Origin of the sequence: Aeromonas sp. FDAARGOS 1409, from assembly GCF_019048705.1 — a bacterium.
Classification (GTDB): Bacteria; Pseudomonadota; Gammaproteobacteria; order Enterobacterales; family Aeromonadaceae; genus Aeromonas; species Aeromonas sanarellii.
In genome coordinates this window covers 1,865,578-1,881,888 of sequence record NZ_CP077395.1, presented here as the reverse complement: position 1 = coordinate 1,881,888, position 16,311 = coordinate 1,865,578, and the positions used below count along the sequence as shown (strand labels likewise).

The window sequence follows — 16,311 nt, the reverse complement described above, 5'->3', positions numbered from 1 at the left end:
CCAATCAATTCCATTTGACCGCCAACACCCGAATTCATCGGGCATTAGTCAATGCCAGCACCCTGCTGGCATCGCCTATTTCAGCCGAGATACCCCGTGTTTGCAAGCCGGATTTGCCAATTTCAGAGGTACCTCACACCCGGCAAATCCAGCACTGTAAGGTGCTTTAGGAGAAGAAGCGGGTCAGGATCCAGGAGTAGGCAATCCCTCCCAGATACACCCCCACAATCCCCATTACCCCGGACAGTACGGGAGGCGCCGGGATCGGCAACTTGAGGAAAGAAAACAACACCCCAACGATAAAGCCGGCCGCCATTGCCAGTAGCACTTCATTCATAGAACCTCCGATTTGACTCATTTTATTATTAGTCTAGAAAGGAAAACGGTTGTCACCGCTCCAAACGAGAACGCCACAGCAAGTCGCTGTGGCGTTCGTCTTTACCCTCACGGTCAGGCAGTATTACATGCCGGACAGCGCCAGGAAGAAGCCTGCGATGGTGGCAGACATCAGGTTGGACAGAGAACCTGCCAGCACGGCCTTCAGACCGAACTTGGCGATGGTGCCGCGACGGTTCGGAGCCATGGAGCCCAGACCACCCAGCAGGATGGCGACGGAGGACAGGTTGGCGAAGCCGCACAGGGCGAAGGAGATGATGGCCTTAGTGTGCTCGGACATGGCCACGCCGTTGATCAGCACTTCATCCTTCAGGTAGGGGGCGAAATTCAGGTAGGCCACGAACTCGTTCACCACCAGCTTCTGACCGATGAAGGAGCCGGCGACCACGGCTTCGCTCCAGGGCACGCCAATCAGGAAGGCCAGCGGGGAGAACAGCCAGCCCAGCAGCAGTTCCAGGGAGAGCTGCGGATAGCCGAACCAGCCACCCACGCCGGAGAAGATGCCGTTGATCATGGCGATGAGGCCGATGAAGGCCAGCAGCATGGCGCCGACGTTCAGAGCCAGTTGCAGACCGGCGGAAGCACCGGCGGCGGCGGCATCGATCACGTTGGCCGGCTTGTCGTCCAGCTCGCCCTCGGCGGTATTCTCGTCGTAGCTGGGGGTCTCGGTTTCCGGTACCAGCAGCTTGGCGAACAGCAGACCACCCGGGGCGGCCATGAAGGAGGCGGCAATCAGGTATTCCATCTTGACGCCCATGGAGGCGTAACCTGCCAGCACGGAACCGGCCACGGACGCCAGGCCACCACACATGACGGCGAACAGCTCGGAGTCGGTCATCTTGGAGATGAAGGGACGTACCACCAGCGGGGCTTCAGTCTGGCCGACGAAGATGTTGGCAGTGGCGGACAGGGATTCGGTACGGGAGGTGCCCAGTACTTTCTGCAGGCCACCACCCAGCAGTTTGATGACCCACTGCATGATGCCGAGGTAATAGAGCACGGCGATCAGGGAGGAGAAGAAGATGATGACCGGCAGCACGCGGAAGGCGAAGATGAAGCCGCCGCCACCGAACACTTCGAACATCTTGTTGCCGACCAGACCACCGAACAGGAATTCGATGCCGTTCTGACCATAACCGATGACGCTGGAAACGGCATCGGATACGCCCACCAGGATGTCGCGGCCAACCGGGACGTACAGCACGAAGGCACCCAGGCCGGCTTGGATTGCAAAGGCACCGGCGACGGTACGCACCCTTATTGCTTTGCGATTACTGGAAAATAGCACCGCGATAAGGACGAGCGTTGCCATCCCTACCAGACCCATTATCAGATTCATTATTCAGACTTCCTCTTTAGTAGCACCAGCCAGCTTGTTAACGATTTGTGCATTAAAGCCGCTAATCAAGGGTGCGCATTATACTAATTACGGTGCGACAAAATAGAATACTGGTCACATTTTATAAGCCAGAAACGGGCTGAACATCGTTTAATTAGACCGAAAACGATTTTTATGGACGCTGTTTTTTATCACACCGGCATCAATCGTTAACAAAGTGTTGCACCTTCATTTTCCCAGTGGGAAAAGTTGCCGGGTGGATTCATGTAACACCGAAATAACATCCTCCAGCGGCTGCTGGCGCAATTGTGCCAGCATGTCGGCGATCACCGGCAGGCTCCCCGGGGTATTGATCTCCCCCTGGCCCCCCTGCAACGGCATGTCGGGGGCATCGGTTTCCAGCACCAGGGCTTCCAGCGGCATGGCTCTGATCGCCTCCCGGGTCTTGTTGGCCCGCTCATAGCTGATGACGCCCCCTATCCCCAGCCTGAACCCCAGCTGCCAGAACGCCTCTGCCTGGTGCTGAGATCCGCTGAAGGCGTGGATGACACCCCCTCTCGCCGGCTTGAAGCGCCGCAGTATCTTGGCGACGGTGTCATTGGCCCGCACCGAGTGGACGATGAGGGGCAGATCGTAAGCCATGGCCAGCCTTACTTGCGCCTCGAACATCTCGATCTGCCCCTCCTGAGACACCTGGGTGCGCAGATCCAGCCCGCACTCCCCGACCGCCACCAACCCAGGGGACCGGCTCGCCAGCAGGGACTCCAGCCTGGCCAGCACCCCCTCCGTCTGGGCCCCCACATACCAGGGATGGATCCCCAGCCCATAGCGGATCTCGTCGTGGCGCTCGGCCAGCGTCCTGATCCGTCCCCAGTTCTCCTCTCCCACGGCGGGGATGATATACTCGCCCACGCCCAACTGGCGCCACTGGACCAGCAGGGCCTCCCGCTCGGCATCGAAGACGGGAAAGTCCAGGTGGCAGTGGGTGTCTATCAGTTCCATATCGCGCCTATCCGTTTGTCGTACTCACTGGGTTCATCTCATGTCAACACGCGTTTCCCGCGGCTTTACCCTGCTAGAACTGGTGCTGGTCATCGTCGTGCTGGGGATCCTGGCCGTCACCGCCCTGCCCCGTTTCATCAACATCCAGGACGATGCGCTCAAGAGCAGCGTCTCGGCGACGGCGGGCAGTTTTGCCAGCGCCGTGCAGCTCGCCCACGCTGGCTGGGCGGTCAAGGTGAAGGGGGAGCCGCTGGCACTCTACAACTTTAGCGGCATGGGCAAGCAGGATCTCGACATCAACCGCCATGGCTGGCCGGTGGGGACCAAGGAGGATCAGGGGGGTCAGGGCCCCGATGCAATCTTCCCCGGTGGCGACAGCGATCAGATCTCCGTCAGCAGCCGGGACGATTGCGAGAGCCTGTTCGGCGCCCTGCTCGACACCGACCTGACGGCAGCCGATGAACGCCATACAGATTCAAAAAGCGACTATATCTCACGGCTGATCCCGGCCAATGATCAACTCGAAGGCAATCTGCGCCACGACAACTGCCGCTATGTCCTGCGCGACTCCATCGGCCGCTTTCCGGCGTATCCGGAGGGGCTCTCGTTCGACTACAACAGCGTCACCGGCGCCGTGACGCGCAATTATCATTGAGGGCGTCGTCGCGCGTTTCTGGCGCATCCTCGTCTTCGTCATGGCGCACCGGCGCGCAACAGCGCCGGTTCTCCGGGGTGAGTCCCCACTCCTGGCACCAGGCGTCGTAGCGAGCGAGCCAGCGTAACAAGATACCTTTCATCAGCGCGTTCCTCCCTTCATCAAGCCGTCGGACACTCTGTCGCCTCCCCCTCCGGGTCAGCCAAGTCATTGCGCTCCGGGCGACAGCAGCAACCCCATGCTGATCTCGTCCACATAACCCTCATCCAGCCGATAGGCTCGCCGCCGCAACCCCTCGTCCCGGAAGCCGCACTTGCGATAGAGGGCGTGGGCCACCTCGTTGTGGGCCATCACCCCCAGCTCCAACCGCTGGATCCCGAGCTCGCCGGCGGCCGCAATCAGGGTGCGCAGTAACCGTTCACCCCATCCCAGCCCGCGAACACTCGACCGCAGCCCCATCACCACCAGGGCGCAGTGGCGGTTGCGCGCCAGGCCGCCGCCGATGAGCACGGCAAACCCTTGCACCTCCCCGGCCAGCACCAGCAGCCACATGGCCTGATTGGGGGCCGCCGCCATGGCCTCGAGCCGCTGGCGCTGCCCCTCGATATCCGAGGGGCGCTCCCCCGCCTCATACAGCATGAAGCGGGTCTCCCTGTCCAGTTGCCCAAAGAAGTGATCCAGCGCCGCTGCATCCTCCACCCCTGCCAGACGAATCATCACCCCCGATCTCCCTGCCTGGTGGTTACACCGGTCCACGGCCATAAAAAAACGACTCCATTTGGAGTCGTTTTTATCAGAGCCATCTGGCTAATTCAATTCAGGCCTTGGCCGGCAGGCTCAGACGAGCGACCGCTTCGACGTGCATGGAGTGCGGGAACATGTCCACCGGCTGCACCTCGTCCAGCACGAAGCCCTGCTTGACCAGCCAGGCGAGATCCCGGGCCAGGGTCTGCGGGTTGCAGGAGACATAGACCAACCGGCGCGGGGCCATGGCGACCAGGGTCTGCAGCACCGCCTTGTCACAACCCTTGCGGGGGGGATCCATCACCACCACGTCGGCGGTCACGCCGTCGGCATGCAACACGGGCATCAGCTGCTCCGCCTTGCCCACGTGGAATTCGGTGTGCTCGATGCCGTTCAGGGCCGCGTTGCGGCGGGCGTCGCTGATGGCGCTCTCCACCGACTCTATCCCCACCACCCTGGCGGCCTTGCCCGCCAGGAACAGGGAGATGGTGCCGATGCCGCAATAGATGTCGAACACCGTCTCGCTGCCGGTCAGCTCGCAATATTCCAGCGCCTTGGAGTAGAGCACGTCGGTCTGGCCCGGATTGTTCTGGAAGAAGGAGAGGGGCGAGATCTCGAACTCGAGCTCGTGGATCTTGTCGCGGATCACCCCGCTACCCAGCAGCACCCGGTTCTTGTCGCCCAGGATGCGGTTGGTGCGTTCGCCATTGATGTTCTGCACCAGGGTAGTGATGGGCAGATCGCTTAAGCACGCCAGCAACTCGGCCTCGAACGGCAGTTCCTCGCCCAGGGTCACCAGCACCACCATCAGTTCGCCGCTCTTGAAGCCCTTGCGGGTCATCAGGTTGCGTACGCAGCCGGTGTGGGCCACCTCGTCGTAGGCCACGACCTCGTGCTCGCGCATCCACTGGCGCACACGGGCGTTGAGCTCGACGTGGAGCGAGTCCTGCACCGCGCAATCGTCGGCGGTGATGAGATCGTGGGAGTGCTTGCGATAGAAGCCGATCTCGGCCCCCGCCTCGCTGCCGCGCACGGCATACTGTGCCTTGTTGCGATAGGCGAAGGGGCTGTCCATGCCGAGGATGGGATTGACGATGGCCTCGCCCAGCCCCACCTGCTCCAGCGCGCTCTGCACTAGAGTCTGCTTGAGAGCGAGCTGGGCCGGGTAGGCCAGCGGGCGCACCTGGCAGCCACCGCACTCTGTGTTGGGGCAGAAATCGGGCACCCGATCGGCAGAGGGCCCGGTCAGCTCGACCAGCTTGCCGTGCAGGTAGTTGGGCTTGACCTCGGTCAACTCGACCAGCGCCTGCTCACCGGGCAGCAGACCCTCGACAAACAGTGGGCGATCGAACAGGCGACCCTTGCCATCCCCCTTGTCGGTCAGTTCCAGAATATCGATCCGATGTTGGTGTCCCACTAACGGCATGAGCGGCTCCGAAGGCGTAGAAGAAAGGGTGGCGGCAGGGCTGACCCGGCGACCCCGAATAAAGGGTGGCAGAGTTTAGCGAAGATCCGCCCAAAATGCAGGCACTAAACCGCCTCTTCATGCAAATAACGACGGTGCCCCTTCCCCGCCCCGTGGCACCATAAAAAAACCGCCGGGCAATGCCGGCGGTCTCGAGTCAGGGGAAGGGAATCACAGGCTGTAGGCTTTCTCGCCGTGGCTGGTCACGTCCAGACCCTCCCGCTCCGCATCTTCCTTCACCCGCAAGCCGATCAGCAGGTCCACCAGCTTGTAGGCCACGGCGGAGACCAGGGCGGTCCAGACCACGGTCACCCCCACGCCGATCACCTGCACCTTCACCTGGGCCAGGATGGAGTAACCCTCGGCCACCTGGTTGGTCACATAGTCCCAGACCCCGGTGCCGCCCAGATCCGGGCTGGCAAACACGCCGGTCAGCACGGCCCCCAGGATCCCGCACACCCCGTGCAGGCCGAACACGTCCAGGCTGTCATCGGCTCCTAGCAGGCGCTTGAGACCGTGCACGCCCCACAGACCGGCCACACCGCTCAGCAGGCCGATGACGAGGGCGCCGCCCACGCCGACGAAACCGGCGGCAGGGGTGATGGCCACCAGGCCCGCCACGGCACCGGACACGGCCCCCAGCAGGGAGGGACGTCCCTTCATCGCCCACTCGGCGAAGGTCCAGGAGAGGGCGGCACCGGCTGGCGCCAGCCAGGTGTTGGCGAAGGCCAGGGCCGCCGTGCCGTTGGCTTCCAGGGAGGAGCCGGCGTTGAAGCCGAACCAGCCGAACCACAGCAGGGCGCCACCAATCATGGTCATGGTCAGGCTGTGGGGGGTCATGGGATCCCGGCCGTACCCGACCCGCTTGCCGACCATGAAGGCACCGACCAGACCGGCAACCGCCGCGTTGATGTGCACCACGGTACCGCCGGCGAAATCAAGGGCGCCATGCTGGAACAGATAGCCCGCGGTGGCACCGGCCGCCTCGGCGGCTGCGGCATCCGTATAGGCATCCGGGCCGGCCCAGTACCACACCATGTGCGCCATCGGAATGTAGGCGAAGGTGAACCAGATCACCGCGAACAGCAGCACGGCCGAGAACTTCATCCGCTCGGCGAAACCGCCGACGATGAGCCCGCAGGTGATGGCGGCAAAGGCCCCCTGGAACACCACATAGATGAACTCGCTGATCCCCACCCCCTTGTTGAAGGTGGCGGCGATGGAATCCGGCGTCACCCCGGCCAGCAGCACCTTGTCAAACGAACCGTAGAAGGCGCCCCCCTCGGTGAAGGTCAGCGAATAGCCGTAAACCACCCAGAGCACGGTGATGAGGCAGAACAGGGTGAACACCTGCATCAGCACGCTCAGCATGTTCTTGGCGCGCACCAGACCACCGTAGAACAGGGCGAGCCCCGGGATGGACATCAGGATCACCAGGGCCGACGCCACCATCAGCCAGGTGTTGTCCCCCTTGTTGATCGTCACGGTCGCGGCAGCCTGTACCACATCCGCCTGTGCGGCCACCTCTTCGGCCCAGCCAGGGGGGGCCATGGTAGCGCTCAACGCCAGCAGGCCAGTCATTACGAGTCTCTTGAACATACAGCCCTCTCCTTGTCGTCCCGGCATCCGGGTCCATTTCCTGATATGAATCTCAAACCTGCTCACTGCCCGCATCCTCGCCGCCATCAGGAGACGATGTCACGGGCTCGTCATGGCGACATGGAAGATGTAAAGCATAAAGCAGGCCAGAAAATATAATTGATTATTTTCAATTGGTTATCATCAACCTCCATCGGCACCGCACCATATTGGAGCATGATGCCCCGCGACGGGTGGGAATTCGCACTTCGGCTGTGCAGCGCCGGACACCTGCACCAGGATGGCTCAATGGCATGCCGTGCACGGGGCGACAGGGAGCCTGTGCCCCTCGCCAAGGCATTTGCGAAACGAATGAAAAGGCCGGCGCCATGAAGAGCGCAGATGTGTTTTGTGCCCCGTGCGGGGAGAAGGGGCGAGGCAGGTCGTAGGTCGCTACGGCGTCGGGATCACCGGGTTTGACCCCGGCCGTCACATGAAGGCGCTCAGCCTCTGCGATCGCTCAGGGGTGCGGCGGCGGATCGCTCAGAATATCGACTGACAAGGGTATGCGCGGCAAAACAAAAGGCCATCCGCGAGGATGGCCTTTTGTTTTGTAATCTGATGGTGCCCGGGGTCGGACTCGAACCGACACGTATTGCTACGGCGGATTTTGAATCCGCTGCGTCTACCGATTTCGCCACCCGGGCAGCTGCGAGGGATTATACGAATGGCGTTTGGGCATGCAAGGTGTTTTTCTTTCACCCACCGTCGTTTGCTCATTTATTCAACGCCTTGCCGATGCAGGATCAGTTACATAGAATGCCCGCATCATATTAATGGAATAATCACCATGGCCAAGCGCAAGACCCCCTCCTCCCTTCAGCCCCCCGCCCCCCAGCATCGACACCCGTCAGCCGGTCTGCTGCGGCGCCTGGGAGCCCTGCTCTACGACTATCTGGTGGTCATCGCCCTGCTGATCATCGCCGGCTTCATCGGCATGGGGGTGGCGCACCTGCTGCTGGCCACCGGCATGGCGACCGTGCCCGAAGGCAAGGATGCGGCCTGGCTGCTCACCAGCCCCCTCTACAGCGCCTGGCTGGCTCTGGTGATCTGCGGCTTCTACACCTGGTTCTGGACCCGTGCCGGCCAGACCATCGGCATGCGAGCCTGGCGGCTGCGCATCCAGAATGTGGACGGCAGCAATATCCGTATCACTCAGGCACTGATCCGGCTCGCGACCTCGGCCTTCGGCCTCGGCAACCTGCTCTGCGTGTTCAACCGCGAGCGGCCGCGCGCCTTCCAGGATATCTGGGCCGAGTGCGAGGTCGTGGTGCTGAGCAAAGAAGAGAATCTGGAACAGCTGAACAAGTGAACGACGCACCTGACGCAATAAAAGAGGGCACCCATGGGTGCCCTCTTTGCATCTTGTCGCCTCACACCACAACGAGTGTCACTACGTTCGGCTCAAGATGTAGAAGGAGATGCCGCCAGACAGCAGCACATCGGGAGCGATAGCCGCCTTTTGCCAGCGACGCCACCGCCCCTCAGACCGCTACTGCTTGCGGCTCAGGATGTAGAAGGAGATGCCGCCAAATAGCAGGCTGGGCGCGATGGCCGCCAGTATGGGGGGCACCGCATAGACCAGGCTGACGGGGCCGAATACCCGATCGCTGACGTAGACGGCGAAGCCGGTCATGATCCCCATCAGCATCCGCGCCCCCATGCTCACCGAGCGCAGCGGACCGAAGATGAAGGAGGAGGCGAGCAGTATCATGGCCACCACGGAGAGCGGCGACAGCAGCTTGCGCCACATCTCCAGCTTGTAACGACCGGCGTCCTGCTTGTTGGCGTCCAGATAGCCGATATAGTCCATCAGACCCGAGATGGGGAGGTTCTCGGGGTCTATGCTGACCACCCCGAGCTGCTTGGGAGTCAGTTCGGACTGCCACTCCATCTGGGCATGCTTTTCATCAAGGACTCGGGTGGGGTCGTCAAAGCGGGTGACATGCACCCCCTTGAGCAGCCAGTGATGCTGCTCGAACACCCCCTCCTGCGCCTGGACCACGTCGATCAGGTTGCGGGACGGCGTGAAGCGGTAGAGGGTGATGCCGGTCAGGGCGCCGTCGTTGCGCACCCCGTTGATGCTGACGAAGTTGTTGCCGTCGCGGGCCCAGACCCCATAGGCCGAGACGGTCAGCCGCCCTTCCGACATGGCGCCCGCCTTGATGTCGTCCGCCATCCGCTTGGCAGCCGGGGCCACGTACTCTCCCATCAGCCCCACCAGCAACATCAGGGGGATCGCCGTCTTGAGCGCCGCCATGACGATGCTGATCTTGGAGCGGCCCGCCGCCTGCATCACCACCAGCTCGGAGCTGGTCGCCAACTGGCCCAGCCCGATCAGGCCGCCCAGCAGGGCCGCCAGCGGGAAGAAGAGCACCGCCTCTTTCGGCATGGAGAGCAGCACGAAGTAGAGGGCATTGAGCATGTCGTAGTTGCCTTCCCCGACCGCCTTCAACTGCTCCACGTACTTGATGAGCGCCGCCAGCCCCACCAGGGTCAGCTCGCACAGCAGGATCGACATGAAGATGACCCTGCCTATGTATCTATCGAGAATGCCGAACATCAGCAGAAACTCCTAGGTTGCAGCATCATGCTGACTTTCTCCGGAAGAAGTGCCCCTTCATCCCGTTCCACCAGCTGGTGCCCTGCAGGTTGAGCGGCAGGCCGATCAGCAGCAGATAGACCAGGGGCACCAGGAACATGCCGGGCCAGTGGGGCAGACGCCCGCTGTCGATGGCCGACCGGGCGGCGCTGAGCAGCAGGAAGTAGGAGAGGTAGAGCAGAATGGCCGGCAGCAGCTTGGCGTAGCGCCCCTGACGGGGGTTGACCCGCGCCATCGGCACCACCAGGAAGGTGAGCACCAGGATGGACAGCGGCAGCGACAGGCGCCACTGCAGCTCCGCCATCAGCTGGTTGTCCTGAGTGCCGAGCAGCGCCATGGTCGGCTTGGCCGCCGCCTTGCGGTTGGAGCGCTCCATCTCCTGCTGGCGGATCACCAGGCTGTATTCGTCGAACTGGGAGATCTGGAACTGGCGGGTATTGAAGTGCCCCTCGTAGCGGGAACCGTCCTTCAGGGTCAGCCACTGCAGTCCGTTGTTGTCGACCGTGACCACCCCTTCCGTCGCCACCACCACCGAGGGCGGCGAGGTGCCCTCGGCCCGTTGCAGCACGAAGATCTTCTGCAGCTCGGACCCCTTGTCGTTGAGATCCTGGATGTAGGCGACCAGACGCCCCTTGTCGAGCTCCATGAAACGACCGGCCTGCAGGAAGGAGATGCCCGGATCGGCCTTGAACTCGTCGATCACCTGATACTCGCGCTCCTTGGCCTGGGGGGCGATCCAACCGGTGTTGAACGCCGCGACGGCCGCCGTCAGCAGGGCCAGCACCATGGCGCTGCCCATGATGAAACGGTGGCTGAATCCCACCGCATGCATCACCGTCATCTCGCTTTCCGCATACAAACGGCCGTGAGCAAACAGAATGGCTAAAAACAGACTGATAGGCAGCATCAACAGCGCCATATTCGGCAGGTTGAGCAGCAGCAGGGTGGAAACCAGGCGCGTCGGCACCTCGCCATCGGCGGCATCACCGATGATCTGGATGAATTGCTGGCTGACGAAGATGAGCAGCAGCACGAAGAGCACCGCCAGCTGGGTTTTCAGGGTCTCCCTGAACAAATATCGGAAAACGATCACAGTCATTCCCAAGTAAACTTGTGTTTTTAGTCGAATGCCTGAAAAATAGGGCCCTATATTGGATTTTTACCAGTTTGAACTGCGGAGCCTGTGGCTGTTCGCTCCGCCTCTGATACCCCAACAAGCACCGCATTATTCAATAAATGGTGCCTTTTGTCTTTAGGATGTAGGAGATTCCATGGAGTTCAGTGTAAAGAGTGGCAGTCCTGAGAAGCAACGCAGCGCCTGCGTCGTGGTCGGCGTTTTTGAGCCTCGCCGCCTCTCTCCGGTTGCCGAACAGCTGGACAAGATCAGCGACGGCTACCTCAGCTCGCTGCTGCGCCGCGGCGATCTGGAAGGCAAACCAGGCCAGATGCTGCTGCTGCACCAAGTACCGGGCGTGCTCAGCGAGCGCGTGCTGCTGGTCGGGTGCGGCAAGGAGCGGGAACTCGACGAACGCCAGTACAAGCAGATCATCAACAAGACCATCACCACCCTGAACGAGACCGGCTCCATGGAAGCGGTCTGCTTCCTGACCGAACTGCACGTCAAGGGACGGGATACCTACTGGAAGGTGCGTCAGGCGGTGGAAACCACCAAGGCGGGCCTCTACAGCTTCGATCAGTTCAAGACCAACAAGGCCGAACCGCGCCGCCCGCTGCGCAAGCTGGTATTCAACGTGCCGACGCGTCGGGAACTGACCATAGGCGAGCGAGCCATCACCCACGGCCTGGCCGTGGCAAAGGGCGTGCGCGTCTGCCGCGACGTGGCGAACATGCCGCCCAACGTCTGCAACCCGGCCTACCTCGCCTCCCAGGCCCGTCGTCTGGCGGATGCCTATGACAACATCACCACCAAGGTGATCGGCGAGCAGGAGATGGCCGAGCTCGGCATGAACTCCTACCTGGCGGTGGCCCGCGGCTCCGAGAACGAGGCCATGATGGCCATCATCGAGTACAAGGGCAACGCCGACGCCAAGCCCATCGTGCTGGTAGGCAAGGGGCTGACCTTCGACTCCGGCGGCATCTCCATCAAGCCGGCCGAGGGCATGGACGAGATGAAGTACGACATGGGTGGCGCCGCCTCCGTGCTTGGCACCATGCACGCCCTGGCCCAGCTGCAGCTGCCCATCAACGTCATCGGCGTACTGGCGGGTTGCGAGAACATGCCGGGGGGCAACGCCTACCGCCCAGGTGACATCCTCACCACCATGTCCGGCCAGACCGTCGAGGTGCTCAACACCGACGCCGAAGGCCGCCTGGTGCTGTGCGATGCGCTCACCTACGTGGACCGCTACGATCCCGAGACCGTGATCGACGTGGCAACCCTGACCGGGGCCTGCATCATCGCCCTGGGCCACCACACCTCTGGCCTGCTGGCGAACCACAACCCCCTGGCCCACGAACTGCTGAACGCCTCCGAGCAGGCCGGGGATCGCGCCTGGCGCCTGCCGCTGTTCGACGAGTATCAGGAGCAGCTGGAGAGCCCGTTTGCGGACATGGCCAACATCGGCGGTCGCCCGGCCGGCACCATCACCGCCGCCGCCTTCCTGTCGCGCTTCACCAAGAAGTACAACTGGGCCCACCTGGATATCGCCGGGACCGCCTGGAAGAGCGGCAAGGAGAAGGGCTCCACCGGCCGTCCTGTGCCCCTGCTGACCCAGTTCCTGCTCAATCGAGCCGGCGTGGCAGACGTTGAGGATAAAGAGTAAAACCATCCTTGCCCGACAGTCCGTTGCCCCTGCCGAGCCAGCATCTTCCTGCTCAATCGGGCCGGCGTGGCGGACGTCGAAGACAAGGAGTGATGCCCTTCCCCATCGACTCGATGAGCGATGCGCAAAGGCGTTACTCTGTACCACAAGGAAGAGGCCTGCCTCTTCCTTGTTTCATTGATAGAATCCGGGAAGACCGTGTCCGGCGCGGCTCCCGCAGACGGCCAATCGCTGTCCGTCACAGCCAAACGGGACCCACCTGATGAGCCAAGTGACCTTTTACCTGATGAGCCAGCCCGATGACGCGGATGCCTCCGCCATCGAGCGCCTCGTCTGCCAGCTCGCGGCCGATGGCTGGAGTGGCGGCCACCTCTATCTGTTCTGCGACGACGAGGCCCAGGCCCTGCGACTGGACGAGCTGCTGTGGCAGCTGCCGCCCGATCGCTTCGTGCCGCACCAGTTGCAGGGGGAGAGCGGTCAGGCCCCGGTGGAGATCGGCCATCAGCCGCCGAAGCGGCGTTATGCCTGCCTCATCAACCTGGCCCGGCAGACACCTTTGTTTGCAGGACACTTCGCTCAAGTGGTAGATTTTGTCCCCACTGACGAAACGCAAAAGCAGCAAGCCCGCGAGCGCTACAAGCACTATCGCCAGGCGGGCCACACCCTCGAGATGAGGGATCAGCCCGTCCTTGCCGCACCGGATCCGGCGCAGCCCTGACTGCGCCACCCTCGATCCACGACGAATCAACACCAGAATCCATCCATCCAGAATACGGCGAGACCATGGAAAAGACTTTTAATCACAACGCCATCGAACAGGCGCTCTATCAGCACTGGGAAGCCCAGGGTTACTTCAAGCCCCACGGCGACACCAGCAAAGACTCCTTCTGCATCATGATCCCGCCGCCGAACGTCACCGGCAGCCTGCACATGGGTCACGCCTTCCAGCAGACCCTGATGGACACCCTGATCCGCTACAACCGCATGCAGGGCAAGAACACCCTGTGGCAGGCGGGCACCGACCACGCCGGTATCGCCACCCAGATGGTGGTGGAGCGCAAGATCGCCGCCGAAGAGGGCAAGACCCGCCACGATTACGGTCGTGAAGCCTTCATCGACAAGATCTGGCAGTGGAAGGAAGAGTCCGGCGGCACCATCACCCGTCAGATGCGCCGCCTCGGCGACTCCGTGGACTGGGAGCGCGAGCGCTTCACCATGGATGAAGGCCTCTCCGCCGCCGTGCAGGAAGTCTTCGTCCGCCTGTACGAAGATGGCCTGATGTACCGTGGCAAGCGTCTGGTGAACTGGGATCCCAAGCTCAACACCGCCATCTCCGACCTGGAAGTGGAAAACCGCGAGATCAAGGGCCACATGTGGCACCTGCGCTACCCGCTGGCCAACGGCGCCAAAACCGCCGAGGGTCAGGAACACCTGATCGTCGCCACCACCCGTCCCGAGACCATGCTGGGTGATACCGCGGTCGCGGTAAACCCGGAAGACCCCCGCTACAAGGCGCTGATCGGCCAGCACATCCTGCTGCCGCTGGTGAACCGTCTGATCCCCATCGTCGCCGACGAACACGCCGACATGGAGAAGGGCACCGGCTGTGTGAAGATCACCCCGGCCCACGACTTCAACGACAACGAGGTGGGCAAGCGCCACAACCTGCCGATGATCAACATCTTCACCCTGGACGCCCACGTGCGTGCCGAGGCCGAAGTGGTCGACACCAACGGCAACCCCAGCACCGCCTATGACGCCACCCTGCCGACCGAGTTCGCCGGGATGGAGCGCTTCGCCGCCCGCAAGGCCATCGTCGCCAAGCTGGACGAGCTGGGCCTCCTGGCCGAGATCAAGGATCACGTGCTGCAGCAGCCTTATGGCGATCGCGGCGGCGTGCCCATCGAGCCCATGCTGACCGACCAGTGGTACGTGCGCGTGGCCCCCATGGCCAAGACCGCCATCGAGGCGGTGGAAGATGGCCGCATCCAGTTCGTGCCCAAGCAGTACGAAAACATGTACTTCTCCTGGATGCGCGACATCCAGGACTGGTGCGTCTCCCGTCAGCTGTGGTGGGGTCACCGCATCCCGGCCTGGTATGACGATGCCGGCAACGTCTACGTGGGCCGCAACGAGGACGAAGTGCGCGCCAAGCACAGCATCCCGTCCGTGACCGTGCTGCGTCAGGACGAAGACGTGCTCGACACCTGGTTCAGCTCCGCCCTGTGGACCTTCTCCACCCTGGGCTGGCCGAACAACACCGAGGCGCTCAAGACCTTCCACCCCACCGACGTGCTGATGAGCGGCTTTGACATCATCTTCTTCTGGATCGCCCGGATGATCATGATGACCATGCACTTCATCAAGGACGAGAACGGCCAGCCGCAGGTACCGTTCAAGACCGTCTACATCACAGGCCTCATCCGTGACGAAGAAGGCCAGAAGATGTCCAAGTCCAAGGGCAACGTGCTGGACCCCCTCGACATGATCGACGGCATCTCCCTGGAAGATCTGCTGGAGAAGCGCACCGGCAACATGATGCAGCCGCAGATGGCCGAGAAGATCGCCAAGCGTACCGCCAAGCAGTTCCCGGAAGGGATCGACGCCCACGGTACCGACGCCCTGCGCTTCACCCTGGCGGCGCTGGCCTCTACCGGTCGTGACATCAACTGGGACATGAAGCGCCTGGATGGCTACAACAACTTCTGCAACAAGTTGTGGAACGCCTCCCGCTATGTGCTGATGAACACCGAAGATCAGGATTGCGGCTTTGCCGGTGGCGAGATGCAGTTCAGCCTGGCGGATCGCTGGATCCAGTCCCAGCTGCAAGTGGCCATCCGCGACTTCCGCACCGCGCTCGATACCTACCGCTTCGATATTGCGGCAGGCGTGCTGTACGAATTTATCTGGAACCAGTTCTGTGACTGGTATCTGGAGCTGACCAAGCCGGTGCTGACCAAGGGTTCCGAGGCCGAGCAGCGCGCTGCCCGCCACACCCTGGTGACCGTGCTGGAAACCCTGCTGCGTCTGGCGCACCCCATCATCCCCTTCATCACCGAGACCATCTGGAAATCGGTGGCCCCGCTGGCTGGCGTACACGCCGACACCATCATGATTCAGGCTTTCCCGGAATTCGACGCCGCCAAGGTGGACGAAGCCGCGATGGCGGATCAGGAGTGGGTGAAGGAGTTCATCGTCAGCATTCGCAACATCCGCGCCGAGATGAACGTGGCACCGAGCGTGCCCCTCAACGTGCTGCTCCAGTGCGATGCCAAGGATGCCGAGCGCGCCCAGGACAACGAGGCCTTCCTCAAGTCGCTGGCCCGTCTGGAGTCCATCCGCGTGCTTGGCGAAGGTGAAACCGCCCCCCTGTCGGTGAAGAAGCTGATCGGTGCCACCGAGCTGCTGATCCCGATGGCCGGTCTCATCGACAAGGAAGCCGAGCTGGCCCGTCTGGCCAAAGAGGTAGCCCGTCTGGTGGGCGAGTGCGGCCGCATCGAAGGCAAGCTCGGCAATGAGGCCTTCGTCGCCAAGGCGCCGGACGCCGTCATCGCCAAGGAGCGCGAGAAGCTGGACGATTACCGTCTCCAGCTGACCAAGCTGGAGGCCCAGCAGGCCGAGATCGCGGCGCTCTAAGCGATCCACCCTGCTCGCCACAAGCCCCCGTCCATCGGGGGCTTTATCTTG

13 protein-coding genes and 1 tRNA gene are annotated in these 16,311 nt (G+C 62.4%); 5 read left to right on the top strand and 9 right to left on the bottom strand.

The window, feature by feature from the left end; all coding sequences use genetic code 11:
• Positions 1 to 166: 166 nt before the first annotated feature.
• The 3 genes from I6L39_RS09000 to I6L39_RS08990 all read right to left on the bottom strand — a co-directional run bounded on the left by I6L39_RS09000 (position 167) and on the right by I6L39_RS08990 (position 2,737).
• Positions 167 to 337, bottom strand: a complete 171-nt coding sequence (locus I6L39_RS09000; protein ID WP_010673027.1) for a XapX domain-containing protein — start codon at positions 335 to 337, stop codon at positions 167 to 169.
• 123 nt (positions 338 to 460) lie between these two features.
• Positions 461 to 1,735 (bottom strand): NupC/NupG family nucleoside CNT transporter, encoded by a 1,275-nt coding sequence (locus tag I6L39_RS08995; RefSeq protein WP_209793664.1) that lies wholly within the window; start codon positions 1,733 to 1,735, stop codon positions 461 to 463.
• Positions 1,736 to 1,963: 228 nt separating this feature from the next.
• Positions 1,964 to 2,737, bottom strand: a complete 774-nt coding sequence (locus tag I6L39_RS08990) for a TatD family hydrolase (RefSeq protein WP_216991597.1) — start codon at positions 2,735 to 2,737, stop codon at positions 1,964 to 1,966.
• 40 nt (positions 2,738 to 2,777) lie between these two features.
• Here I6L39_RS08990 and tppF point away from each other — a divergent pair, with 40 nt between their 5' ends.
• The gene (gene tppF / locus I6L39_RS08985; RefSeq protein ID WP_216991596.1) at positions 2,778 to 3,392 is read left to right on the top strand and encodes a type IVa pilus pseudopilin TppF; all 615 of its coding nucleotides are present in this window, start codon (positions 2,778 to 2,780) and stop codon (positions 3,390 to 3,392) included.
• A 207-nt stretch (positions 3,393 to 3,599) separates the two neighbouring features.
• Here the strand turns inward: tppF and I6L39_RS08980 are convergent, their stop codons facing one another.
• The 4 genes from I6L39_RS08980 to I6L39_RS08965 all read right to left on the bottom strand — a co-directional run bounded on the left by I6L39_RS08980 (position 3,600) and on the right by I6L39_RS08965 (position 7,886).
• Positions 3,600 to 4,109 carry a GNAT family N-acetyltransferase gene (locus I6L39_RS08980; RefSeq protein ID WP_216991775.1) on the bottom strand — a complete coding sequence of 170 codons (510 nt, stop codon included), beginning with the start codon at positions 4,107 to 4,109 and terminating at the stop codon, positions 3,600 to 3,602.
• A 100-nt stretch (positions 4,110 to 4,209) separates the two neighbouring features.
• Positions 4,210 to 5,562, bottom strand: coding sequence for a 23S rRNA (uracil(1939)-C(5))-methyltransferase RlmD (rlmD, locus tag I6L39_RS08975; RefSeq protein WP_216991595.1), 1,353 nt, complete (start codon positions 5,560 to 5,562; stop codon positions 4,210 to 4,212).
• A gap of 210 nt (positions 5,563 to 5,772) precedes the next feature.
• Complete coding sequence (amt, locus tag I6L39_RS08970; protein ID WP_216991594.1) at positions 5,773 to 7,200, bottom strand: ammonium transporter; 1,428 nt, start codon at positions 7,198 to 7,200, stop codon at positions 5,773 to 5,775.
• A 601-nt stretch (positions 7,201 to 7,801) separates the two neighbouring features.
• Positions 7,802 to 7,886, bottom strand: a tRNA-Leu gene (locus I6L39_RS08965).
• A 143-nt stretch (positions 7,887 to 8,029) separates the two neighbouring features.
• Here I6L39_RS08965 and I6L39_RS08960 point away from each other — a divergent pair.
• Complete coding sequence (locus I6L39_RS08960; RefSeq protein WP_042079352.1) at positions 8,030 to 8,551, top strand: RDD family protein; 522 nt, start codon at positions 8,030 to 8,032, stop codon at positions 8,549 to 8,551.
• A 180-nt stretch (positions 8,552 to 8,731) separates the two neighbouring features.
• Here the strand turns inward: I6L39_RS08960 and lptG are convergent, their stop codons facing one another.
• Together lptG and lptF are read right to left on the bottom strand one after the other, a co-directional pair.
• Positions 8,732 to 9,802, bottom strand: coding sequence for an LPS export ABC transporter permease LptG (gene lptG / locus I6L39_RS08955; RefSeq protein ID WP_209793667.1), 1,071 nt, complete (start codon positions 9,800 to 9,802; stop codon positions 8,732 to 8,734).
• Positions 9,803 to 9,827: 25 nt separating this feature from the next.
• Positions 9,828 to 10,940: an LPS export ABC transporter permease LptF gene (gene lptF, locus I6L39_RS08950; protein ID WP_216991593.1), complete on the bottom strand. Its 1,113-nt coding sequence runs from the start codon at positions 10,938 to 10,940 to the stop codon at positions 9,828 to 9,830.
• Positions 10,941 to 11,112: 172 nt separating this feature from the next.
• Between lptF and pepA the strand changes: the two genes are divergently transcribed.
• The 3 genes from pepA to I6L39_RS08935 all read left to right on the top strand — a co-directional run bounded on the left by pepA (position 11,113) and on the right by I6L39_RS08935 (position 16,260).
• Entirely contained in the window at positions 11,113 to 12,624 is a 1,512-nt protein-coding gene (gene pepA / locus I6L39_RS08945) for a leucyl aminopeptidase (protein WP_216991592.1), read from the top strand.
• A 262-nt stretch (positions 12,625 to 12,886) separates the two neighbouring features.
• Positions 12,887 to 13,342: a DNA polymerase III subunit chi gene (locus tag I6L39_RS08940; RefSeq protein WP_216991591.1), complete on the top strand. Its 456-nt coding sequence runs from the start codon at positions 12,887 to 12,889 to the stop codon at positions 13,340 to 13,342.
• 65 nt (positions 13,343 to 13,407) lie between these two features.
• Entirely contained in the window at positions 13,408 to 16,260 is a 2,853-nt protein-coding gene (locus I6L39_RS08935; RefSeq protein WP_216991590.1) for a valine--tRNA ligase, read from the top strand.
• Positions 16,261 to 16,311: the final 51 nt, after the last annotated feature.